This is a genomic window from Pseudomonas sp. SWI7 (assembly GCF_006351945.1).
Lineage (GTDB): Bacteria > Pseudomonadota > Gammaproteobacteria > Pseudomonadales > Pseudomonadaceae > Aquipseudomonas > Aquipseudomonas fulva.
In genome coordinates this window covers 3,190,935-3,209,125 of the sequence record NZ_CP040930.1, presented here as the reverse complement: position 1 = coordinate 3,209,125, position 18,191 = coordinate 3,190,935, and the positions used below count along the sequence as shown (strand labels likewise).

Genomic DNA, 18,191 nt, shown 5'->3' with positions numbered 1-18,191 from the left:
TGTCATGAATTGACAGGCCCAGCCATGTACAATGCCGGTTTTGCCCGCAGCGGCACCCTGTCGCACGTTGCCGGGCCAGGCCCCAGGCCAATAACTAGACTGACCGGTGCTGGGCCGTGTGCTTGCCCAGAAAACATCTCCAGACCATTAGCGATTTTCGAGAGACGGATGAACATCACCAACCTTGCCAAACGACTTTGCTTGCCCGTATTGCTCCTGCTCACCCCGGTGGCCTTCGCGGCCGAGCAGATGACGCCCGCGCCGCCTCAACTGGCAGCCAAGTCCTACGTACTCATGGACGCGTCCAGCGGCAACGTGCTGGTCGAGAACAACGGTGACGAGCGTCTTCCGCCAGCCAGCCTGACCAAGCTGATGACCGCCTACATCGCCACGCTGGACATCCGCCGTGGCCAGATCGGCGAAAACGACCCGGTGACCGTCAGCGAAAACGCCTGGCGCACCGGCGGTTCGCGCATGTTCATCAAGGTGGGCAGCCAGGTGACCGTCAGCGACCTGCTGCACGGCATCATCATCCAGTCCGGCAACGATGCTTCCGTCGCCCTGTCCGAGCACATCGCCGGCAGCGAAGACGCTTTCGCCGACATGATGAACAAGACCGCTGCCGACCTGGGCATGACCAACAGTCACTTCATGAACCCCACTGGCCTGCCGAACCCGGAGCATTATTCCTCTGCTCACGACATGGCGATCCTGGCCCGTGCGATCATCAACGTCGACCCGGCTCACTACGCCATCTATTCGCAGAAAGAGTTCTTCTGGAACAACATCAAGCAGCCTAACCGCAACCTGCTGCTGTGGCGTGACAAGACCGTGGATGGTCTGAAGACCGGCCACACCGAAGAGGCTGGCTACTGCATGGTGGCATCGGCCGTACGTGACGGCCAGCGCCTGATCGCCGTGGTGTTCGGCACCAACAGCGAGCAGTCCCGCGCTGCCGAAACCCAGAAGCTGCTGACCTACGGCTTCCGCTTCTTCGAAACCCAGACCTTCTATCAGAAGGGCACCGAGCTGACCAAGGCTCCTGTGTGGAAAGGCGCCACCAGCGAAGTCAAGGCCGGCCTTGCCGAAGACCTGACCATGACCATGCCCAAGGGCCAGCTCAAGCGCCTGCAGGCTTCGATGACCATGAACCCGCAACTGACCGCCCCCATCGCCAAGGGTGACGTGATCGGCAAGGTTGAAGTCAAACTGGACGACAAAGTGGTTCACAGCGCCGACCTGATCGCCCTCGATGGCGTCGAGGAAGGTGGTTTCTTCCGCCGTATGTGGGATAGCATCCGTCTATTCTTCTACGGGTTGTTCAACTGACACGTGACCTGCACGCCCCCGCGTGATCGCGGGGGTGTTGTTGTTGCCACGGCTTGCGAGGCCGTTTCCGCCATGAGCGAACCAGACGTCAAGTCTCACAAAATCGAATTTCCCTGTGCCGATTATCCGATCAAGGTCATCGGTGACACCGGTGTCGGCTTCAAGGACACCGTGATCGAAGTGCTCAGCAAACACGCCAAGGTCGATCTTTCCACGCTGGCCGAACGCCAGAGCAAGGAAGGCAAGTACACCACTGTGCAATTGCACATCGTGGCCGAAAGCGAAAATCAGCTCCACGATATCAACAGCGCCCTGCGTGCCACCGGCATCGTGAAAATGGTGCTCTGATGCCCGGCTGCCTCGGTGTCCGCGAACTTGGCCTGCAGCCCTATGAACCGGTGCTCGAGGCCATGCGGCGTTTCACTGAGCAGCGCACTGCCGATACCCAGGATGAAGTCTGGCTGGTCGAACACCCGCCGGTCTTCACGCAAGGGCAGGCTGGCAAGGCCGAGCACCTGCTGGTGCCGGGCGATATTCCCGTGGTGCAGACCGACCGGGGTGGCCAGGTGACCTATCATGGGCCAGGCCAGCTGGTGGCCTATCTGCTGCTGGATGTACGCCGCCTGGGCTTCGGCGTACGCGACCTGGTCAGCCGCATCGAGCGCAGCCTGATCGCCCTGCTCGATGGCTACGCGGTGCAGGCCGCTGCCAAGCCCGATGCACCGGGTGTGTATGTAGACGGCGCGAAGATCGCTTCGCTCGGCCTGCGTATCCGCAACGGCCGCTCCTTTCATGGCCTAGCCTTGAACGTGGACATGGACCTGGCACCCTTTTGCCGAATCAACCCCTGCGGTTATGCGGGGCTGGCGATGACCCAGCTGCGTGACCTGGCAGGCCCGATCGAACTCGACGAGGTCAGGACAAGGCTGCGCGAACAGCTGGTCAAGCACCTCGACTACGCAGAGCAGACGACCCTCACGGGCGGAATCGACTGAATATGACTACTGTGCAAGAAGCCGTGCCGAACCTGATCCCAACCCAGGACGCTACTGCGCGTTCCGCCCCCAAAAAGGTCGAAGCCGGGGTCAAGCTGCGAGGCGCCGACAAGGTCGCGCGCATCCCGGTCAAGATCATCCCCACCGACGAGCTGCCCAAGAAGCCTGACTGGATCCGCGTGCGTATCCCGGTCTCGCCCGAGGTAGACCGCATCAAGCAACTGCTGCGCAAGCACAAGCTGCACAGCGTCTGCGAAGAAGCCTCCTGCCCGAACCTGGGCGAGTGCTTCTCGGGCGGCACCGCCACCTTCATGATCATGGGCGACATCTGCACCCGGCGCTGCCCGTTCTGCGACGTGGGGCATGGCCGTCCCAAGCCGTTGGACCTGGACGAGCCGAAGAACCTTGCGGTGGCCATTGCCGACCTGCGCCTGAAGTACGTGGTCATCACCTCGGTTGACCGTGATGATCTGCGCGATGGCGGCGCCCAGCACTTTGCCGACTGCATCCGCGAAATCCGCGCCTTGTCGCCAGGCGTGCAGCTCGAAACCCTGGTTCCGGACTACCGGGGCCGTATGGACGTGGCGCTGGCGATCACGGCCCAGGAGCCGCCGGATGTGTTCAACCACAACCTTGAAACCGTGCCGCGCCTGTACAAGGCCGCTCGCCCGGGTTCGGACTACGACTGGTCGTTGGACCTGCTGCAGAAGTTCAAGCAGCTGGTACCGCATGTGCCCACCAAGTCCGGCCTGATGCTCGGGTTGGGCGAGACCGACGAAGAAGTGATCGAGGTCATGCACCGCATGCGCGAACACGACATCGACATGCTCACCCTGGGTCAATACTTGCAGCCATCGCGCAGCCACTTGCCAGTGCAGCGCTTCGTGCACCCCGACACCTTTGCCTGGTTCGCCGAGGAAGGCTATCGCATGGGCTTCAAGAACGTCGCTTCCGGCCCATTGGTGCGCTCGTCCTACCACGCCGACCAGCAAGCGCACGAAGCCAAGATCAAGCTCTGATCTGACCGTGAAAATAGAAATGCCGATGCGCCGCAAGGCTGCATCGGCATTTTTTTTTCTGCCAGCCAACCCGTAAGCTGTCCGGGACAAGCCGTATGGAGTTGCCCGATGAAGTGCGTTGAACCTTCTGCCTTGCCACTGCGCAAGGCCATTGCGCCCGATGCCTGTTTTGCCGTGGTTGCCCCGGCAGGCCCCGCGCGTCTGGATGTGCACAAGGCGACCCGGTGGTTCGCCGAGCGCGGCTACCGCTGCCGGGTCTATCCGGGTGCGACCCAGGCCGAGGGCTACCTGGCAGGCGCCGACGCGCAGCGACTACAGGACCTGCACGACGCCTTCCGGGACCCGTCCATCGACGCGGTCCTGTGCATGCGTGGCGGCTACGGCAGTATGCGCCTGCTGGACAGGCTCGATTTCGAGCTGTTGCAAAACCACCCCAAGCCCTTGATCGGCTACAGCGATATCACCGCCTTGCATGCGGCGCTCTACCGCCATACAGGGATGATCAGCTTCCACGGGGCCATGCTCAACGCCGACCTGTTGGGGGGCAAGCAGGCACCGACCGAATCGTCGCTGGTGGCGCAGCTGAGCGGGCACCTGGCAGCCGGTGACCCGATCACACACCCGGCGCAGTTCCCCTTGAACACCGTCATCCCCGGCCTTGCCAGTGGCCCGCTGATGGGGGGGAACCTGTCGATGCTGGGTGCAACCCTGGGGACCTTGGCAGAGCTGGATACCCAGGGCTGCATCCTGTTCATCGAAGATGTGAACGAGCCGTTGTACCGGGTCGATCGTCTGCTGACGCAGTTACGGCTGGCCGGCAAGCTGGAAGGTATCAAGGGTGTGCTGGTAGGGGACTTCGCTGGCATTACCGCGGCGGCGCTGGCACCGCTGCTGCGCGACACGTTCGGCCCCTTGGGCGTACCAGTACTGGCCGGGTGGCGCAGTGGACACTGTGACCCCAATATCTGCCTGCCGCTGGGTGCCCGAGTGACGCTGGACAGCGAACGGCAGCGCCTGGTGCTTGAGCAGGCGCTGTTCCAGGCGTGAGCCTGGCGCCAAGGCCACCCCAGGCAGACGATTACCGTTGCTGGGGTAGCTGACCCGCACCATCGCCAGTAAGCGTAAGCCTACGGCTACCGTAGGCTCTCCAGGAGCTTGTGCGTCGGATAACCATCGGCTGGCCAGCCCAGGCCCTGCTGGGCGTTACGGATGGCCTTGCGGGTGTTGGCGCCAATGATCCCGTCGGCGTTACCCGCATCAAAACCCTTGGCATTGAGCAAGTTCTGCAACTCCATGCGCTCGCTGCGGCTCAGGGGCGTGTCGTCCTTGGGCCAGCTGCCAGCGATGAAGCCCCAGCCGGTGAAGCGATCGCTCAGGAGGCTGACGGCCAGCGCGTAGGCCGATGAGTTGTTGTACTTGAGAATGGCGCGGAAGTTGTCGAGAACCAGAAATGCTGGGCCTCGCGCACCAGCGGGCAGTAACAGGGCGGCTGGCAGCTCATTGCTACCGGCTGGCAACTGCGTACCGGCAGGCAGTGTCAGGCCCATGGCCAACCATTCGGCGATAGGCTTGCGCGAGGTCCCGTCAGCTTGCCAATAATCGAAGCCTGCCGGTACCTGCACCTCGAACCCCCAGGGTTGGCCACGCTTCCAGCCTGAGCTTTGCAGGTAATGTGCGGTGGAGGCCAAGGCATCGGGCGTGCTGTTCCAGATATCGCGGCGGCCATCGCCGTCGAAATCCACGGCATGGGTGTTGTAGGTGGTCGGGATGAATTGGGTCTGGCCCATGGCGCCGGCCCAGGAGCCGCGCATCGCGTCGGCTTGGATATCGCCGTGCTGGATGATCTGCAGGGCGGCAATCAGCTGGTCATGCGCAAACTGTGGACGTCGCCCTTCATAGGCCAGGGTGGCCAGGGAGCGGATCACTGACTTGCTGCCCTGGAACTGGCCGAAGTTGCTTTCCATGCCCCATACCGCGACCAGGATCTGGCGATCGACGCCATAGCGCTGTTCCAGACGGGTCAGCAGCTCGGCGTTCTGCTCCAGCAGCCTTTTGCCGTTGCGTACGCGCAGGGGCGACAAGGCACCTTCCAGGTATTCCCAGACTGGCCGGGTGAATTCTGGCTGGCTTCGGTCAGCCTTGATCACGTCCATGTCGGGGGTAACGTCGAGAAACGCCTTGTCGAAGACGTCGGGGGCAATGCCCGCTTGCAGGGCCTGCTGGCGGAAACCTGCTTGCCACTGGGCGAAGGTTTGGGACGGCTGGATATCTGGGTTGCTGTCTGGCGCCTTGCCAGGTGCATTTACGACGGGGGCCGGCTGCGCCTGGGCGAGGGGCAATGCATCGGCTGCCGTGGGTTTTTCCGCACAGGCAACGAGCAGGATGAAGCTGGAGGCCGCAACGAGCTGGCGGGTTTCCCAGCGAGGAAAAAGACGGTAGAGCATGCACAGGTCCAGGTCTGCAGGTCAGGTGATGACCATATCATGCCTGCGCTACGGATGCCTTCATGCCGCCAAAAAGTAAGAAGCCTCCCAATCTCTCGATTGGAAGGCTTCGCGGCGGTAGCTGCCCTTGCCTTTCTCCGGTCGTTCCTGACGGCAACGGAACAGGGGCTGGGCGACGATGGACTTGGCCTTGTTGTGGCCTTGCTTGTTCGGCTTTTTGCTCATGAAGGCGGTTCCTGTGTTCGGACATTGCAGGCTGCATTGTGCAGGGTTGGCCGGGGTCAGGCCAATTGATTGTTTATAGGGTGAGCGTGATCTGGCCGTTTCATGAGGTGGCGTGCCGGCGGTGGCCAACAAGCGCGTGCGCTACAGGCAGGGCACCGGCTATTGGGCAGGCAGTGCCAGGCGCTGGCCGGCCATCAGCAGCGCCAGGCGCGCCAGGCCCGTCCAGGGTGAACCCTGTGCCTGGCCCTTGATCTGGGCGTCGATACGCTGAGCGTCCTGCAGCAGCTGTGGCCAGCGTTGCGCAGGTAACCGCTGCAGGGCCTTGCTGACCAGGGGGCGGCGTTTGTCCCAGATCGGCGGGCGTGCCTGGCTGAAGGCTTTGTCCAGGGGAACGCCTTGACTGAACAGTTGGGCCAGGCCCGCCAGTTGCCGCAGTTCACGGGCCAGGGCCCACAGAATCACCGGCGGCTCCACCCCTTCGCCGCGCAGGCCTTCGAGCATGCGCAAGGCATGGGCGGCTTCACCCTTGAGAATGGCGTCGACCAGCCCGAAGACGTCAAAGCGCGCGCTGTCCGCCACCGCAGCCTGGACGGTTTCCAGGGTGATGACATTGCCCTCGGCCAGCAGCTTGAGCTTTTCGATTTCCTGCGCGGCAGCGAGCAAGTTGCCCTCCACGCGCGCAGCAATCAGGTCCACGGCATCACGCTGGGCGCTCAGGCCTGCCTGTTGCAGCCGCTGATTGATCCACTGAGGCAGCTGATGCGCGTCCACGGGCCATATCTGGATGAACTGGCAGTGATCACCCTCGACCAGTGCCTTGCCCCATTTGGTCTTCTGCGCGCTGGCATCGAGCTTTGGCAAGCTGATCAGCAGCAGCGTGTCTTCGGCAGGGCGGGCGCAGTATTCCAGCAATGCAGCAGCACCCTTGTCGCCCGGCTTGCCCGAGGGCAGGCGCAGTTCCAGCAGGCGTCGCTGGGCGAAGAGCGACAGGCTCGCACCCGCTTGCAGCAGGGTGCCCCAATCGAAGTTGGCATCGGCACTGAACACCTGGCGCTCGTCGAAGCCTTGCTGGCGGGCGGCGCTGCGGATCGCGTCGGCCGCTTCCTGGCACAGCAACGGATCATCGCCGCTGACCACGTAGACGGGCGCGAGCGAGCCTTGCAGGTGTTTGGTGAGTTGAGCGGGGGCGAGTTTCATGGCATTGGGGGGCAGGGCGCCTGGCGGCGCCCTGCACGGGCTCAGTTGCCCGGCACTTCCAGTGGCGACTGCTGAGGTGTCTCGGCCTGCTGGCGACGCGCAGCTTCAAGCGCATCCGCTTCGGCCTTGGCACGCTCATCGGCCTTGCGCTGCAGCTCATCGAGCTGGGCAGGGGTGAGGTTCTGCAGGCGCACGATCATGGCATTGACCAGGTCGCGGCGCATCTCGTCACGGGCGCGCTTGGCATCCTGCTCGGAACCGGTGATGTTCGAGGCGTCGCGCACATAGATCTTGCGCACTTCGACCTTGTCGCTGGTCAGCTCCAGGTTGTTCAGGCCCTGAATGCTATAGTCCAGCTCGGTGGTCAGCTCGAATTCTGCCGTGCGGTTGCCGCTGTTGTAGGTAACGGCGCGCTGGCGCTCCTGTTCGTTGGTCAGCACCAGGCGGTACGGTGCGCCTGCGTGAACGTTCACGCCGCTGCGCTCGAGCACTTCGCGCAGTTGAACCACGGTCGGGCCGTAGGCATTGCGTGCGCTGACGTCCATCTCCTTGACGCTCAGTTCGCTGGTGCCCGTGCCGCGCAGCTGGAACCCGCAGGCACTGAGCATGACCGCCAGGCCGACTACCAGCAGATTGCGTTTGATCATGTTGTTGCTCCCTCGTGAGCCTGTTCCGCCCGTGCGCAGAGCCTGCGAACGGGCGTTGCCATCAGTTGGCGACGATATTGACCAGTTTGCCCGGCACCACGATGACCTTGCGGATGGCCAGGCCATCGATGAAGCGCAGGACATTCTCGTTGCTGCGCGCGGCGGCTTCGACTTCTTCACGGCTGGCTGCGGCCGGCATCTCGATCTGGCCACGCAGCTTGCCATTGACTTGCACCACCAGGGTCACGGTGTCCTGAACCAGCGCGGCTTCATCCACTGCAGGCCAGGCGGCATCGATGACGGCCTGGTCATGGCCCAGTTGCTTCCACAGCTCGTGGGAGATGTGCGGCGTGATCGGAGCCAGCAGCAGGGTGACGGCTTCGAGGCCTTCGTGCAGCAGGGCACGGTCTTGCGCAGTGGCCTGCGGCGCTTTTTCCAGCACGTTCATCACGGTCATCACCTGGGCGATGGCGGTGTTGAACTTGTGGTACTGGCCTACATCGGTGCTGGCTTGCTTGATGGCGGCGTGGATGGCGCGGCGGATCACTTTCTGCGCGTCATCCAGGGTCGCAACCTCCAGCTTGCCAGGCAGGCCTTGGGCGACGTGGGCCTGGGCCAGGCGCCAGACGCGGCGCAGGAAGCGGCTGGCGCCCTCTACGCCGGAGTCGGACCACTCCAGGCTCATGTCGGGCGGCGAGGCGAACATCATGAACAGGCGGCAGGTATCGGCGCCGTACTGCTCGATCATCGACTGGGGATCGACGCCGTTGTTCTTGGACTTGGACATCTTCTCGGTGCCGCCGATTTCAACCGGCAGGCCATCGGTCTTCAGGCGTGCGCCGACGATCTTGGCCTTGGCGTCGCGCTCGACTTCGACATCGGCGGGGTTGAACCAGTCCTTGCCGCCGTTGCTGGCGACCCGGTAGTAGGTTTCGGCCACGACCATGCCCTGGGTCAGCAGGTTCTTGAACGGTTCGTTCGAAGTGACCAGGCCTTCGTCACGCATCAGCTTGTGGAAGAAACGCGCATACAGCAGGTGCAGGATGGCGTGTTCGATGCCGCCGATGTACTGGTCGACCGGCAGCCAGTGGTTGGCCGCTTTGGGGTCTACCATGCCGCCTTCGTAGTTGGGCGAGGCATAGCGCGCGAAGTACCACGAGGACTCGACGAAGGTGTCCATCGTGTCGGTTTCGCGTTTGGCCGCAGTGCCGCACTTGGGGCAGCTGCATTCGTAGAATTCGGGCATGCGTGCCAGCGGCGAGCCTGCACCGTCCGGCACCACGTTTTCAGGCAGGGTAACCGGCAATTGGTCTTCCGGCACCGGCACATCGCCGCAGGACGGGCAGTGGATGATCGGAATCGGGCAGCCCCAGTAACGCTGACGGCTGATGCCCCAGTCGCGCAGGCGGAACTGGGTGCGGGACTTGCCCAGGTCTTTACGCACCAGCGCCGCTTCGATGGCGTCGAAGGCGCCGGCGAAATCCAGGCCGTCGAACTCGCCGGAGTTGATCAGCTGGCCATGCTCGCCATAGGCGGCCTGCCACTCTGCGCCCACTTCGTCACCTGCACTGGTACGCACCACGGCCTTGATCGGCAGGTCGTACTTGCGGGCGAACTCGAAATCGCGTTCGTCGTGGGCTGGCACGGCCATGACGGCACCGTCGCCGTAGTGCATCAGCACGTAGTTGGCGACCCAGACCGGCAGTTTCTCACCGGTGAGCGGGTGCTCGACCACCAAGGACGTGGCCATGCCTTTCTTTTCCTGGGTGGCCATGTCCGCTTCGGCCACGCTGCCGCCCTTGCACTCGTCGATGAAGGCCTGCAGCGCCGGGTTGCCCTGGGCCGCCTGGGTGGCCAGCGGGTGCTCGGCGGCGACCGCCACGTAGGTGGCGCCCATCAACGTGTCCGGGCGAGTGGTGAAGACTTTCAGCGTGCCGGTGTGGCCAATGCTGGCCTGATCGTACGGGAACTGCACTTCCATGCCGCGGGACTTGCCGATCCAGTTGCGCTGCATGGTCTTGACCTGTTCAGGCCAGCCCGGCAGCTCGTCGAGGCTTTCCAGCAGCTCATCGGCATAGTCGGTTATGCGGAAGTAGTACATCGGGATTTCGCGCTTTTCAATCAGCGCGCCGGAGCGCCAGCCGCGCCCGTCGATGACCTGTTCGTTGGCCAGCACGGTCTGGTCAGCCGGGTCCCAGTTAACGGTGCCGTTCTTGCGATAGATGATGCCCTTCTCGAACAGGCGGGTGAACAGCCACTGCTCCCAACGGTAGTAGTCGGGCTTGCAGGTGGTGACCTCGCGGGCCCAGTCGATGGCAAGGCCCAGGCTCTTGAGCTGGGTCTTCATGTAGTCGATGTTTTCGTAGGTCCACTTGGCCGGGGCGACGTTGTTCTTCATCGCCGCGTTTTCGGCGGGCATGCCGAAGGCATCCCAGCCCATCGGCTGCAGGACGTTCTTGCCCAGCATGCGCTGATAGCGGGCAATCACGTCGCCGATGGTGTAGTTGCGCACGTGGCCCATGTGTAGCTTGCCGCTCGGGTACGGGAACATCGACAGGCAGTAGTACGTGTCCTTGCCTGGCTGTTCGGTAACAGCGAACGATTGTTGCTCGTCCCAGAACGTCTGGGCGGCGGCTTCGATATCACGGGGCGTGTATTGTTCGTGCATGGCTACTTTTGGCTGAGAGAGAGGAGACCTTTCCAGGCAGCGAACCTCGCTGCGTCCGGCACTCCGGTGTCATCGGGAGTGAACGCCGTAGCATACAGCAGCGCCGCGCATCGTGGGAAACGTTCGTTGCGAATGGCCGCTGGTCGCAGCGCCGGGCTGCTTTTCGCAACGACGCTAAGCTCTGGGGTGGGGGAGATAATCGTTATCTTCAATGAGGTGAACGAATGGGAGAGTCGCAGCTACCCGCAGTAAAACCAGAACTCTATGAGCGCCTGATCGATAGGCTGGGCCTTGCCCTGGATACGGCCAGAACGTCCATGCGGCTTCGGGACGAGGCGCTGACCGAGTTGGAATTGCGTGGCTTGAGCCGCGCTGAGTTCGATGTGATCAAGGCGTATCTGGATACTTTCCAGAAGCGCGCTAACGAGGCGGCATGCCCTAGGCCGCAGGCTGAGCCTACGTCGGCCAGGATCATCTGGCTCAAGGACATCAAGCGCACCGTGCGCACGCCACGCACACGCAAGGCCTCCCGCCGCTAGGGGTTGCGCGGCGCATGTCCAGGGTTTGCACATTTATCCGACCTTGATCGACGCCGGCCATGTTGTTGGCCGGCGCCGATGCTTTTAGTCTGCACACCTTCGAAGGAGGTGTGCATGCCCATCCGCTATTTCATCAAGCAATGGTTGTTACCCCCCGGTGTGCTGTTTCTGCTGCTGCTTGCAGCCTGGTGGTTGCGCAGGCGTCGCCCCCGGCTGGCCGCTGTGTGCTTTGTGGCAGGGCTGGGCGGGCTGTGGATGACCAGCTTGCCCGTGGCCGTGCAGTACCTGGCAGAAGCGCTGGAAACCGAGCCTGCGTTAGCCGGGCAGGACTGGGCTGGCCTCAAGCGTCGGGCCGATGCCATCGTCGTGCTGGGCGCAGGGCGTGAACGGGGCGACCCTGCCTGGGCGGGTGTCGACCAGCCGACGCCCACGGCCCTGGAACGGCTGCGCCTTGCCGCTCGCCTGGCCAAGGCGTCCGGGCTACCGGTGCTGACCAGCGGCGGGCTGCACTACGGCACACCGCCCAGCGAGGCGCAGCTGATGGCTGACAGCCTGCATGAGGACTTCGACGTTGAGGTGACGTGGTTGGAGCAGGCCAGCCGCACCACTTGGGAAAATGCCCAGTACTCGGCGAGCGTGCTTCAGCCGTTGGGGATACGCCGCGTCGTGGTAGTGACCCAGGCCTGGCACATGCAGCGCTCGCGCTGGAGCTTCGAGCAGGCAGGTTTCGAGGTGGTACCCGCGCCGGTCGGTTTCCTCGGCCGTGATCCCGCGCGGCCATTCGGAGGTTGGCTGCCGGAAAGCCGGGCGATGTGGCAGAGCGGGCAGTTGCTCAACGAGGTGGCAGGGCTGGTGGGGTATCGGTTGTTCTACTGAAGGGGGGCTGCGAAGCAGCCCCTTGCAACGTCAACTGCAAGGCCGCATCACACGGCCCTGGCCACACGCCCGGCCATCAACGCCCAGGCCAGCAGCAACCCACACAGGATCGCAAGCGGCCACGAACGCCATTGCAGATAAGGCGTCAGCTGCTGCATCGGCACGACCTCGCCGTACATCACCGCCTGCTGGAACTGAGGTACCTGGGTCGTGATGCGCCCGAACGGGTCGATCAAGGCCGTCACGCCATTGTTGGTGGCGCGGATCATCCAGCGGCCGGCTTCAAGCGCACGCATCTGAGCCATCTGCAAGTGCTGCAGCGGGCCTATGGAAGTGCCGAACCAGGTATCGTTGCTGATGGTCAGCAGCAAGTCGCTGCGTGCTGCCAGGCCGGCGGCAAACTCGGGGTAGACCACCTCGTAGCAGATGTAAGGCGCGATCTGATAACCCTTGGCCTGGAGCAGCGGTTGGTCCTCAGGGCCCCGGGCGAAATCCGACATGGGCAGGTTGAAGAACTCGATCAGCCCTCGCAGCATGTCTTGCAGCGGGACATATTCGCCAAAGGGCACCAGCTTCTGCTTGAGGTAGGTGCCGTCCCCTTCGCCCGTGACGGTGATGCCGTTGAAGTAACGACGCTGACGGTGCACCACCTCGCGAACCGGCACGCCAGTGATCAGGGCTGAATGCCGCTCTGCGGCGAAGCGGCCCATGACGTCGATGTAGCCTTGGGCCTGGTCCTTGAGCACAGGTACTGCGGTTTCCGGCCAGATCAGCAAGTCGGCAGGCTTTGAACTGAAACTCAGGTCGCGGTACAGGGCCAGCTGGGCGTCGATATGCGCCGGGTCCCACTTCACGTCCTGTTCGACGTTGCCCTGAATGGCAGCGACCTTGAGCGGCTCGCCTGCGGGGGTGGTCCAGGCATGCCCTTTGAGCGCCAACCCCACTGCCCAGGGGGTGAGCAGCAGCACGCAGGCGATGGCAAGAAAGCCCGGGCGGGCACGCAAACGGTTGAGGTTGCACAGCAGCGCAGCCGTCAGGGCCAACGCAAACGACACCAGCCACACCCCACCCAGAGGCGCCAGGCCGGCCAGCGGGCCGTCCAGTTGGCTGTAGCCTGCGTACAACCAAGGGAAGCCGGTGAGGAACCAGCCGCGGAACGCCTCTTGCGCCACCCACAGGGCAGCAAAGCCCAGCGCATCGGCCAGGGGCGCCTCGCTGCGCCGCAACCAGCGCGCCCACAACCAGGTGGGCAGCGCGAAGAACCAGGCCAGGGCCGCAAAGAACGCGACCAGCAGCGCAATGGCCAACAGCGGCGAGGCGCCGCCGTAGTTGGTCATGCTGACGTAGATCCACCAGGTGCCGGCGCCGTAAAGGCCAAAGCCGAACCACCAGCCACGCCACAGGGCCTGGCGCGGGCCAAGCTCGCGCAGGCCCAGGTAGAGCATGGCGATGGACAGCAGCGCCAGTGGCCACAGATCGAATGGCGCCAGGGCCAGGAGGGTAGAAGCGCCGGCCGCCAAGGCCAGCAGGTTACCGGGCCAGCCGGGGCGGGTGATCCAGCGCATGTCGTTCCTTAACGGTTGATCGGGGTCAGGCGCAGCAGGTGTATCCGGCGGCTGTCGGCGTTGAGCACGCGGAACTTGTACGCACCGATTTCGGTGGTTTCGTTGCGCTTGGGCAAATGGCCGAACGCACTCATCACCAAACCGCCGACGGTGTCGAACTCATCGTCGGAGAACGCGCTGTCGAAGGACTCGTTGAAGTGCTCGATCGGCGTCAGTGCCTTGACCAGGAAGTCGCCGTTAGGCAGCGGCTTGATATAGCTGTCCTCTTCGACGTCATGTTCGTCTTCGATATCGCCGACGATCTGTTCGAGCACATCCTCGATGGTCACCAGGCCAGCCACGCCGCCGTATTCATCGATGACGATGGCCATGTGGTTGTGGTTGGCGCGAAACTCGCGCAGCAGCACGTTCAGGCGCTTGGACTCGGGCACGAACGTGGCCGGGCGCAGCAGCGTCTTGATGTCGAAGTTGTCGCCGTTCTCCTTGAGAATCAACGGCAGCAGGTCCTTGGCGAGCAGGACACCGAGCACATCGTCATGGCTTTCGCCGATTACCGGGTAGCGCGAGTGCGCTGCGTCGATCACCGCCGGCAGGAACTCGCGTGGTGACTGGCCGGCCTTGATGCTGTTCATCTGCGAGCGTGGCACCATGATGTCACGCACCTGAAGGTCCGCCACCTGGATGGCCCCTTCGACGATGGTCAGCGCCTCGCTGTCGAGCAGCTTGTTCTGATGTGCTTCGCGCAGCAGCTCCAGGAGCTCCTGGCGGTTTTTCGGCTCATGGGCAAAAGCCTGGGTTAGTTTACCCAGCCAGGACTTCTGCCCGTTGCTCGATCGATCTTCGCTCATGGCGGTTCTCGTGATCCTTGGTCTATCAGTGTGGGGTTGATTCGGTTTCGTCATCGGCGTATGGGTCCGGGTGACCCAGTTGCGCCAGCAATTCTCGTTCCAGGCTTTCCATTTCCTCGGCTTCCTCATCCTCGATGTGGTCGTAGCCAAGCAGATGCAGGCAGCCATGAATGACCAGATGTGCCCAGTGCGCCTCCAGCGACTTGCCTTGCTCGGCCGCCTCGCGTTCAACCACCGCGACGCAGATCACCAGGTCGCCCAGCAAGGGAATATCGAGCAGCTCATCTGGCACGTCGGCCGGGAAGGACAACACGTTGGTCGCGTAGTCCTTGTGCCGATACGTGTGATTGAGCTCGCGTGCTTCCGCTTCGTCGACAAGACGAATGGTCATCTCCGAGTCGGCCTTGCGTTGCTGCAAGGCCAGCTCGCACCAGCGGCGAAAGTCGGCATCAATCGGGGCGAGCGCCTGGGTCGCCCGTTGTATGTCCAGTTCAAGCATTTTTGCCGGGTGCCTCGGGGGTGGCTTGGCGGGCTTCGAAGCGGTCATAGGCCTCGACGATACGCTGCACCAAGGGGTGACGTACCACGTCCTTGGGCTGGAAGTGGGTGAAACTGATACCCGGCACGTCCCGTAGCACCTCGATCACATGCGCCAGACCCGACTTGGTGCCCCGGGGCAGGTCGACCTGGGTGATGTCGCCGGTGATCACCGCCGTGGAGCCAAAGCCGATGCGGGTGAGGAACATCTTCATCTGCTCGAGCGTGGTGTTCTGGCTTTCGTCGAGAATGATGAAGCTGTTGTTCAGGGTGCGACCGCGCATGTAGGCAAGCGGCGCAATTTCGATGACCTGGCGTTCGATCAGTTTGGCCACGTGCTCGAAACCCAGCATTTCATAAAGGGCGTCGTAAAGCGGGCGCAGATAAGGGTCGATCTTCTGAGCAAGGTCGCCCGGCAGGAACCCGAGCTTCTCGCCAGCTTCAACGGCCGGGCGCACCAGCAGGATACGGCGAACCTGTTCACGTTCCAGCGCGTCGACGGCACAGGCCACGGCCAGGTATGTCTTGCCGGTACCGGCCGGGCCGATGCCGAAGTTGATGTCGTTGGCCAGGATCTCCTTGACGTAGCGCTGCTGGTTGGCGCCCCGTGGTCGGATATTGCCCTTGCGCGTGCGCAGCGAGACGCTGACCTCGTTTACCGCCGGGTTGCCGATGTGCTCGACGGCCGATTCCTGAAGGTACAGGTGCACGGTTTCCGGCGACAGCTCGGTGGCCTGGGTCTCACGGTAGAGACGGCGCAGCAGTTGCTCGGCAGCATGGGTGGTCTTGGATTCGCCGATCAGTTCGAACTGATTGCCGCGGTTGCGGATCTCGATGGCCAGGCGCTGTTCGATCAAGCGCAGGTGCTCGTCGAATTGGCCACACAAGTTGGCGAAACGGTGGGCCTCGAAAGGTTCGAGGATGAAACGATGGGGTTCGATGGGTGCGTTCAAGGTCGTTTATAGCCGCCCGACGGCAATGAGTGTGAACTCAAGAATAACCCTTGAATGGCAGTGGCGAAAGTCCTGATGGGTTCAACGGCGTTATGCCCAGCAAAGCCCAGGCTCTGCGTGAAAAGCCTTGATACTCGGTGATTGAAAACAGCCTGGAGCGCCAGCCCGGTCGGAATGCTCATTTACAACCCGTAAACACCGCTTCCTCGGCCGTTTTCGCCTTGTCTGACCTTCGTCTCAAGACTTTTCACACAGAGCCTAGGGCAGCGGGGAGAACGGCGAGCGTCCCTCGGCGTTCTGCAGCTCCAGCAGGTACTTGCGGAAGATCTGGCCGAGCACCTGCGTCGCATGCTCCAGGTCGTCCCTGGGCATCTGCTCTGTCACTTCATCTGCCATGTCCAGAGCATCTTCAGCGCCGTTGACTGCCGCCATCTTCAAGAGAATGTAGGCCTGCACGTTGTTGGCCTTGACCCCTTCGCCGCGGAAAAACATCGACCCTAGGCGGTACTGGGCCTCGGCGTGGCCTTGCAGGGACGCTTTCTGGTACCAGTCCAGTGCCTTGTTGAGGTTCTTTGGCGCTTGCGCATAGAAGTACTCGCCCAGCTCGAACTGTGCCTGGGCATCGCCGGCATCGGCCACCTGTTCACAGCTCTTGAGTGCGCTTGCCAGGTCCTGCGGCTGCACGTTCAAGGTGCAGCGACCCGTCGTCGGGATGAGCAACGAGTTACCGCCCTCCGCCAGGGCCAGCAGGGGCTGGAGAAGCAACAGGCAGCCCAGGGTGAGGGCGCGGCCGGTGCGGTTCATGGGGATCGACTTACCTCTGCAAAGCTGCGGCCAATGTCTCTGGTGGCACATTATGGGATAAGCAGCGCCAACCTTACAAAGTTTTACTCGAATTTATGTCGGCGTGGCGAAACAGGCTGATGGCAAGAGTCCTTCGTTACCCGTATGGCCTCATCGAACGTGCGCCCGTTCACACGGCGTACGCCCCTGGCGATGGCCGGTACAACCACCGTGATAGCGGGTTCTACCGGCGATCACGGTGGGTAAGCGCCGGGTTACTTCAGGGCTGCGAAGGCCTTTTCAGCGGCATCCAGGGTGATCTGCAGCTCGTTGTCGCCATGAGCGATCGAGGTGAAGCCAGCTTCGAACGCGCTCGGCGCCAGGTACACGCCACCGTCGAGCATCAGGTGGAAGAACTGCTTGAAGCGACTGGCGTCACTGGCCATTACGTCATCGAAGGTGACGATGTCGTCGGCCCCGCTGAAGTACAGGCCGAACATACCGCCAGCCTGCGTGGTCACGAACGGCACGCCGGCAGCGTCGGCGCGCTGTTGCAGGCCGTCGAGCATGCGGCTGGTGTAGTCTGTCAGCTCGGCGTGGAAGCCTGGACGACTGATCAGCTTGAGCGTGGTCAGGCCGGCGGCCATGGCCAGCGGGTTGCCCGACAGCGTACCCGCCTGGTAGACCGGACCCAGCGGGGCGATGCAGCCCATGATTTCGCGCTTGCCGCCAAAGCAGCCGACCGGCATGCCGCCGCCGACGATCTTGCCGAAGGTGGACAAGTCGGGGGTGATGCCGTAGTGCGCCTGCGCGCCGCCCAGCGAAACCCGGAAACCGGTCATCACCTCATCGAAGATCAACACCACGCCATGCTTGTCGCACTGCTCGCGCAGGCCTTCGAGGAAGCCCGGCGCCGGCGGTACGCAGTTCATGTTGCCGGCAACCGGCTCGACGATGATGCAGGCCACGGTCTGGCCCACCTCAGCCAGCGTCTTCTCGACGGCGGCGATGTCGTTGAAGGGCAGGGTCAGGGTGTGCTTGGCGAAGTCGGCCGGCACGCCGGCCGAGCTGGGCACGCCTTGGGTCAGCAGGCCGGAGCCGGCCTTGACCAACAGGCTGTCGGAGTGGCCGTGGTAGCAGCCCTCGAACTTGATGATCGCGTCACGGCCGGTGTAGCCACGGGCCAGGCGGATGGCGCTCATGGTCGCCTCGGTACCCGAGCTGACCATGCGCACCATTTCCATGGAAGGCACCAGCGAGCACACCAGGTCTGCCATTTCGGTTTCCATGGCGGTCGGGGCGCCATAGGACAGCCCGTGTTCCAGCTGGCGACGTACCGAGTCCAGCACGTCAGGGTGGCCATGGCCCAGGATCATCGGGCCCCAGGAGCCCACGTAGTCGACGTAGCGCTTGTCATCTTCGTCGACGACGTAGGCCCCCTCGGCATGCTTGAAGAACAAAGGCGTGCCGCCCACGCTCTTGAACGCGCGCACGGGCGAGTTGACACCACCGGGGATGTGCTTCTGGGCTTGGGCGAAAAGTGCTTCGGAACGGGACATGGAAAAT

18 protein-coding genes are annotated in these 18,191 nt (G+C 63.2%); 7 read left to right on the top strand and 11 right to left on the bottom strand.

Annotation, left to right across the window (positions count from 1 at the left end; translation table 11 throughout):
* The first annotated feature begins 168 nt into the window (after positions 1-168).
* The 5 genes from FH041_RS14735 (at position 169) to FH041_RS14715 (ending at position 4,390) form a co-directional block, all read left to right on the top strand.
* A complete protein-coding gene (locus FH041_RS14735) occupies positions 169-1,329 on the top strand; it encodes a D-alanyl-D-alanine carboxypeptidase family protein (RefSeq protein ID WP_023534573.1) in 1,161 nt (386 codons plus the stop codon).
* Positions 1,330-1,401: 72 nt separating this feature from the next.
* Positions 1,402-1,677, top strand: a complete 276-nt coding sequence (locus FH041_RS14730; RefSeq protein ID WP_027915257.1) for a DUF493 domain-containing protein — start codon at positions 1,402-1,404, stop codon at positions 1,675-1,677.
* Positions 1,677-2,324, top strand: a complete 648-nt coding sequence (gene lipB / locus FH041_RS14725; protein WP_027915256.1) for a lipoyl(octanoyl) transferase LipB — start codon at positions 1,677-1,679, stop codon at positions 2,322-2,324. Before FH041_RS14730 ends, lipB begins: the two co-directional genes overlap by 1 nt.
* Before the next feature lie 2 nt (positions 2,325-2,326).
* Positions 2,327-3,343, top strand: a complete 1,017-nt coding sequence (gene lipA, locus FH041_RS14720; protein ID WP_027915255.1) for a lipoyl synthase — start codon at positions 2,327-2,329, stop codon at positions 3,341-3,343.
* Positions 3,344-3,451: 108 nt separating this feature from the next.
* On the top strand, positions 3,452-4,390 hold the full coding sequence (locus tag FH041_RS14715) for an LD-carboxypeptidase (RefSeq protein ID WP_088523395.1): 939 nt from the start codon (positions 3,452-3,454) through the stop codon (positions 4,388-4,390).
* Positions 4,391-4,476: 86 nt separating this feature from the next.
* Here FH041_RS14715 and FH041_RS14710 read toward each other — a convergent pair whose 3' ends face one another.
* From FH041_RS14710 to leuS, 5 genes are all read right to left on the bottom strand, one after another.
* A complete protein-coding gene (locus FH041_RS14710) occupies positions 4,477-5,787 on the bottom strand; it encodes a lytic murein transglycosylase (RefSeq protein WP_027915253.1) in 1,311 nt (436 codons plus the stop codon).
* A 60-nt stretch (positions 5,788-5,847) separates the two neighbouring features.
* A complete protein-coding gene (arfA, locus tag FH041_RS14705) occupies positions 5,848-6,012 on the bottom strand; it encodes an alternative ribosome rescue factor ArfA (protein WP_027915252.1) in 165 nt (54 codons plus the stop codon).
* Between the two features lie 159 nt (positions 6,013-6,171).
* Positions 6,172-7,209 carry a DNA polymerase III subunit delta gene (gene holA / locus FH041_RS14700; RefSeq protein WP_023534580.1) on the bottom strand — a complete coding sequence of 346 codons (1,038 nt, stop codon included), beginning with the start codon at positions 7,207-7,209 and terminating at the stop codon, positions 6,172-6,174.
* Positions 7,210-7,250: 41 nt separating this feature from the next.
* Entirely contained in the window at positions 7,251-7,856 is a 606-nt protein-coding gene (gene lptE, locus FH041_RS14695) for an LPS assembly lipoprotein LptE (protein WP_027915251.1), read from the bottom strand.
* 61 nt (positions 7,857-7,917) lie between these two features.
* Positions 7,918-10,524 (bottom strand): leucine--tRNA ligase, encoded by a 2,607-nt coding sequence (gene leuS / locus FH041_RS14690; protein WP_104925748.1) that lies wholly within the window; start codon positions 10,522-10,524, stop codon positions 7,918-7,920.
* A gap of 224 nt (positions 10,525-10,748) precedes the next feature.
* Here leuS and FH041_RS14685 point away from each other — a divergent pair, with 224 nt between their 5' ends.
* Together FH041_RS14685 and FH041_RS14680 are read left to right on the top strand one after the other, a co-directional pair.
* The gene (locus FH041_RS14685) at positions 10,749-11,063 is read left to right on the top strand and encodes a hypothetical protein (protein WP_027915249.1); all 315 of its coding nucleotides are present in this window, start codon (positions 10,749-10,751) and stop codon (positions 11,061-11,063) included.
* A gap of 114 nt (positions 11,064-11,177) precedes the next feature.
* Positions 11,178-11,939 carry a YdcF family protein gene (locus FH041_RS14680; RefSeq protein WP_088523397.1) on the top strand — a complete coding sequence of 254 codons (762 nt, stop codon included), beginning with the start codon at positions 11,178-11,180 and terminating at the stop codon, positions 11,937-11,939.
* 47 nt (positions 11,940-11,986) lie between these two features.
* Here FH041_RS14680 and lnt read toward each other — a convergent pair whose 3' ends face one another.
* From lnt to hemL, 6 genes are all read right to left on the bottom strand, one after another.
* Entirely contained in the window at positions 11,987-13,504 is a 1,518-nt protein-coding gene (gene lnt / locus FH041_RS14675; RefSeq protein WP_027915247.1) for an apolipoprotein N-acyltransferase, read from the bottom strand.
* Between the two features lie 8 nt (positions 13,505-13,512).
* Complete coding sequence (locus tag FH041_RS14670) at positions 13,513-14,352, bottom strand: HlyC/CorC family transporter (RefSeq protein ID WP_023534628.1); 840 nt, start codon at positions 14,350-14,352, stop codon at positions 13,513-13,515.
* Between the two features lie 25 nt (positions 14,353-14,377).
* Positions 14,378-14,851, bottom strand: a complete 474-nt coding sequence (gene ybeY, locus FH041_RS14665) for an rRNA maturation RNase YbeY (protein ID WP_027915246.1) — start codon at positions 14,849-14,851, stop codon at positions 14,378-14,380.
* Positions 14,844-15,842 (bottom strand): PhoH family protein, encoded by a 999-nt coding sequence (locus tag FH041_RS14660; RefSeq protein WP_140174795.1) that lies wholly within the window; start codon positions 15,840-15,842, stop codon positions 14,844-14,846. The genes ybeY and FH041_RS14660 overlap by 8 nt, the downstream gene beginning before the upstream one ends.
* Positions 15,843-16,100: 258 nt before the next feature.
* Complete coding sequence (locus tag FH041_RS14655) at positions 16,101-16,646, bottom strand: tetratricopeptide repeat protein (protein WP_027915244.1); 546 nt, start codon at positions 16,644-16,646, stop codon at positions 16,101-16,103.
* A 254-nt stretch (positions 16,647-16,900) separates the two neighbouring features.
* The gene (gene hemL, locus FH041_RS14650) at positions 16,901-18,184 is read right to left on the bottom strand and encodes a glutamate-1-semialdehyde 2,1-aminomutase (protein ID WP_027915243.1); all 1,284 of its coding nucleotides are present in this window, start codon (positions 18,182-18,184) and stop codon (positions 16,901-16,903) included.
* Between the last annotated feature and the right edge of the window lie 7 nt (positions 18,185-18,191).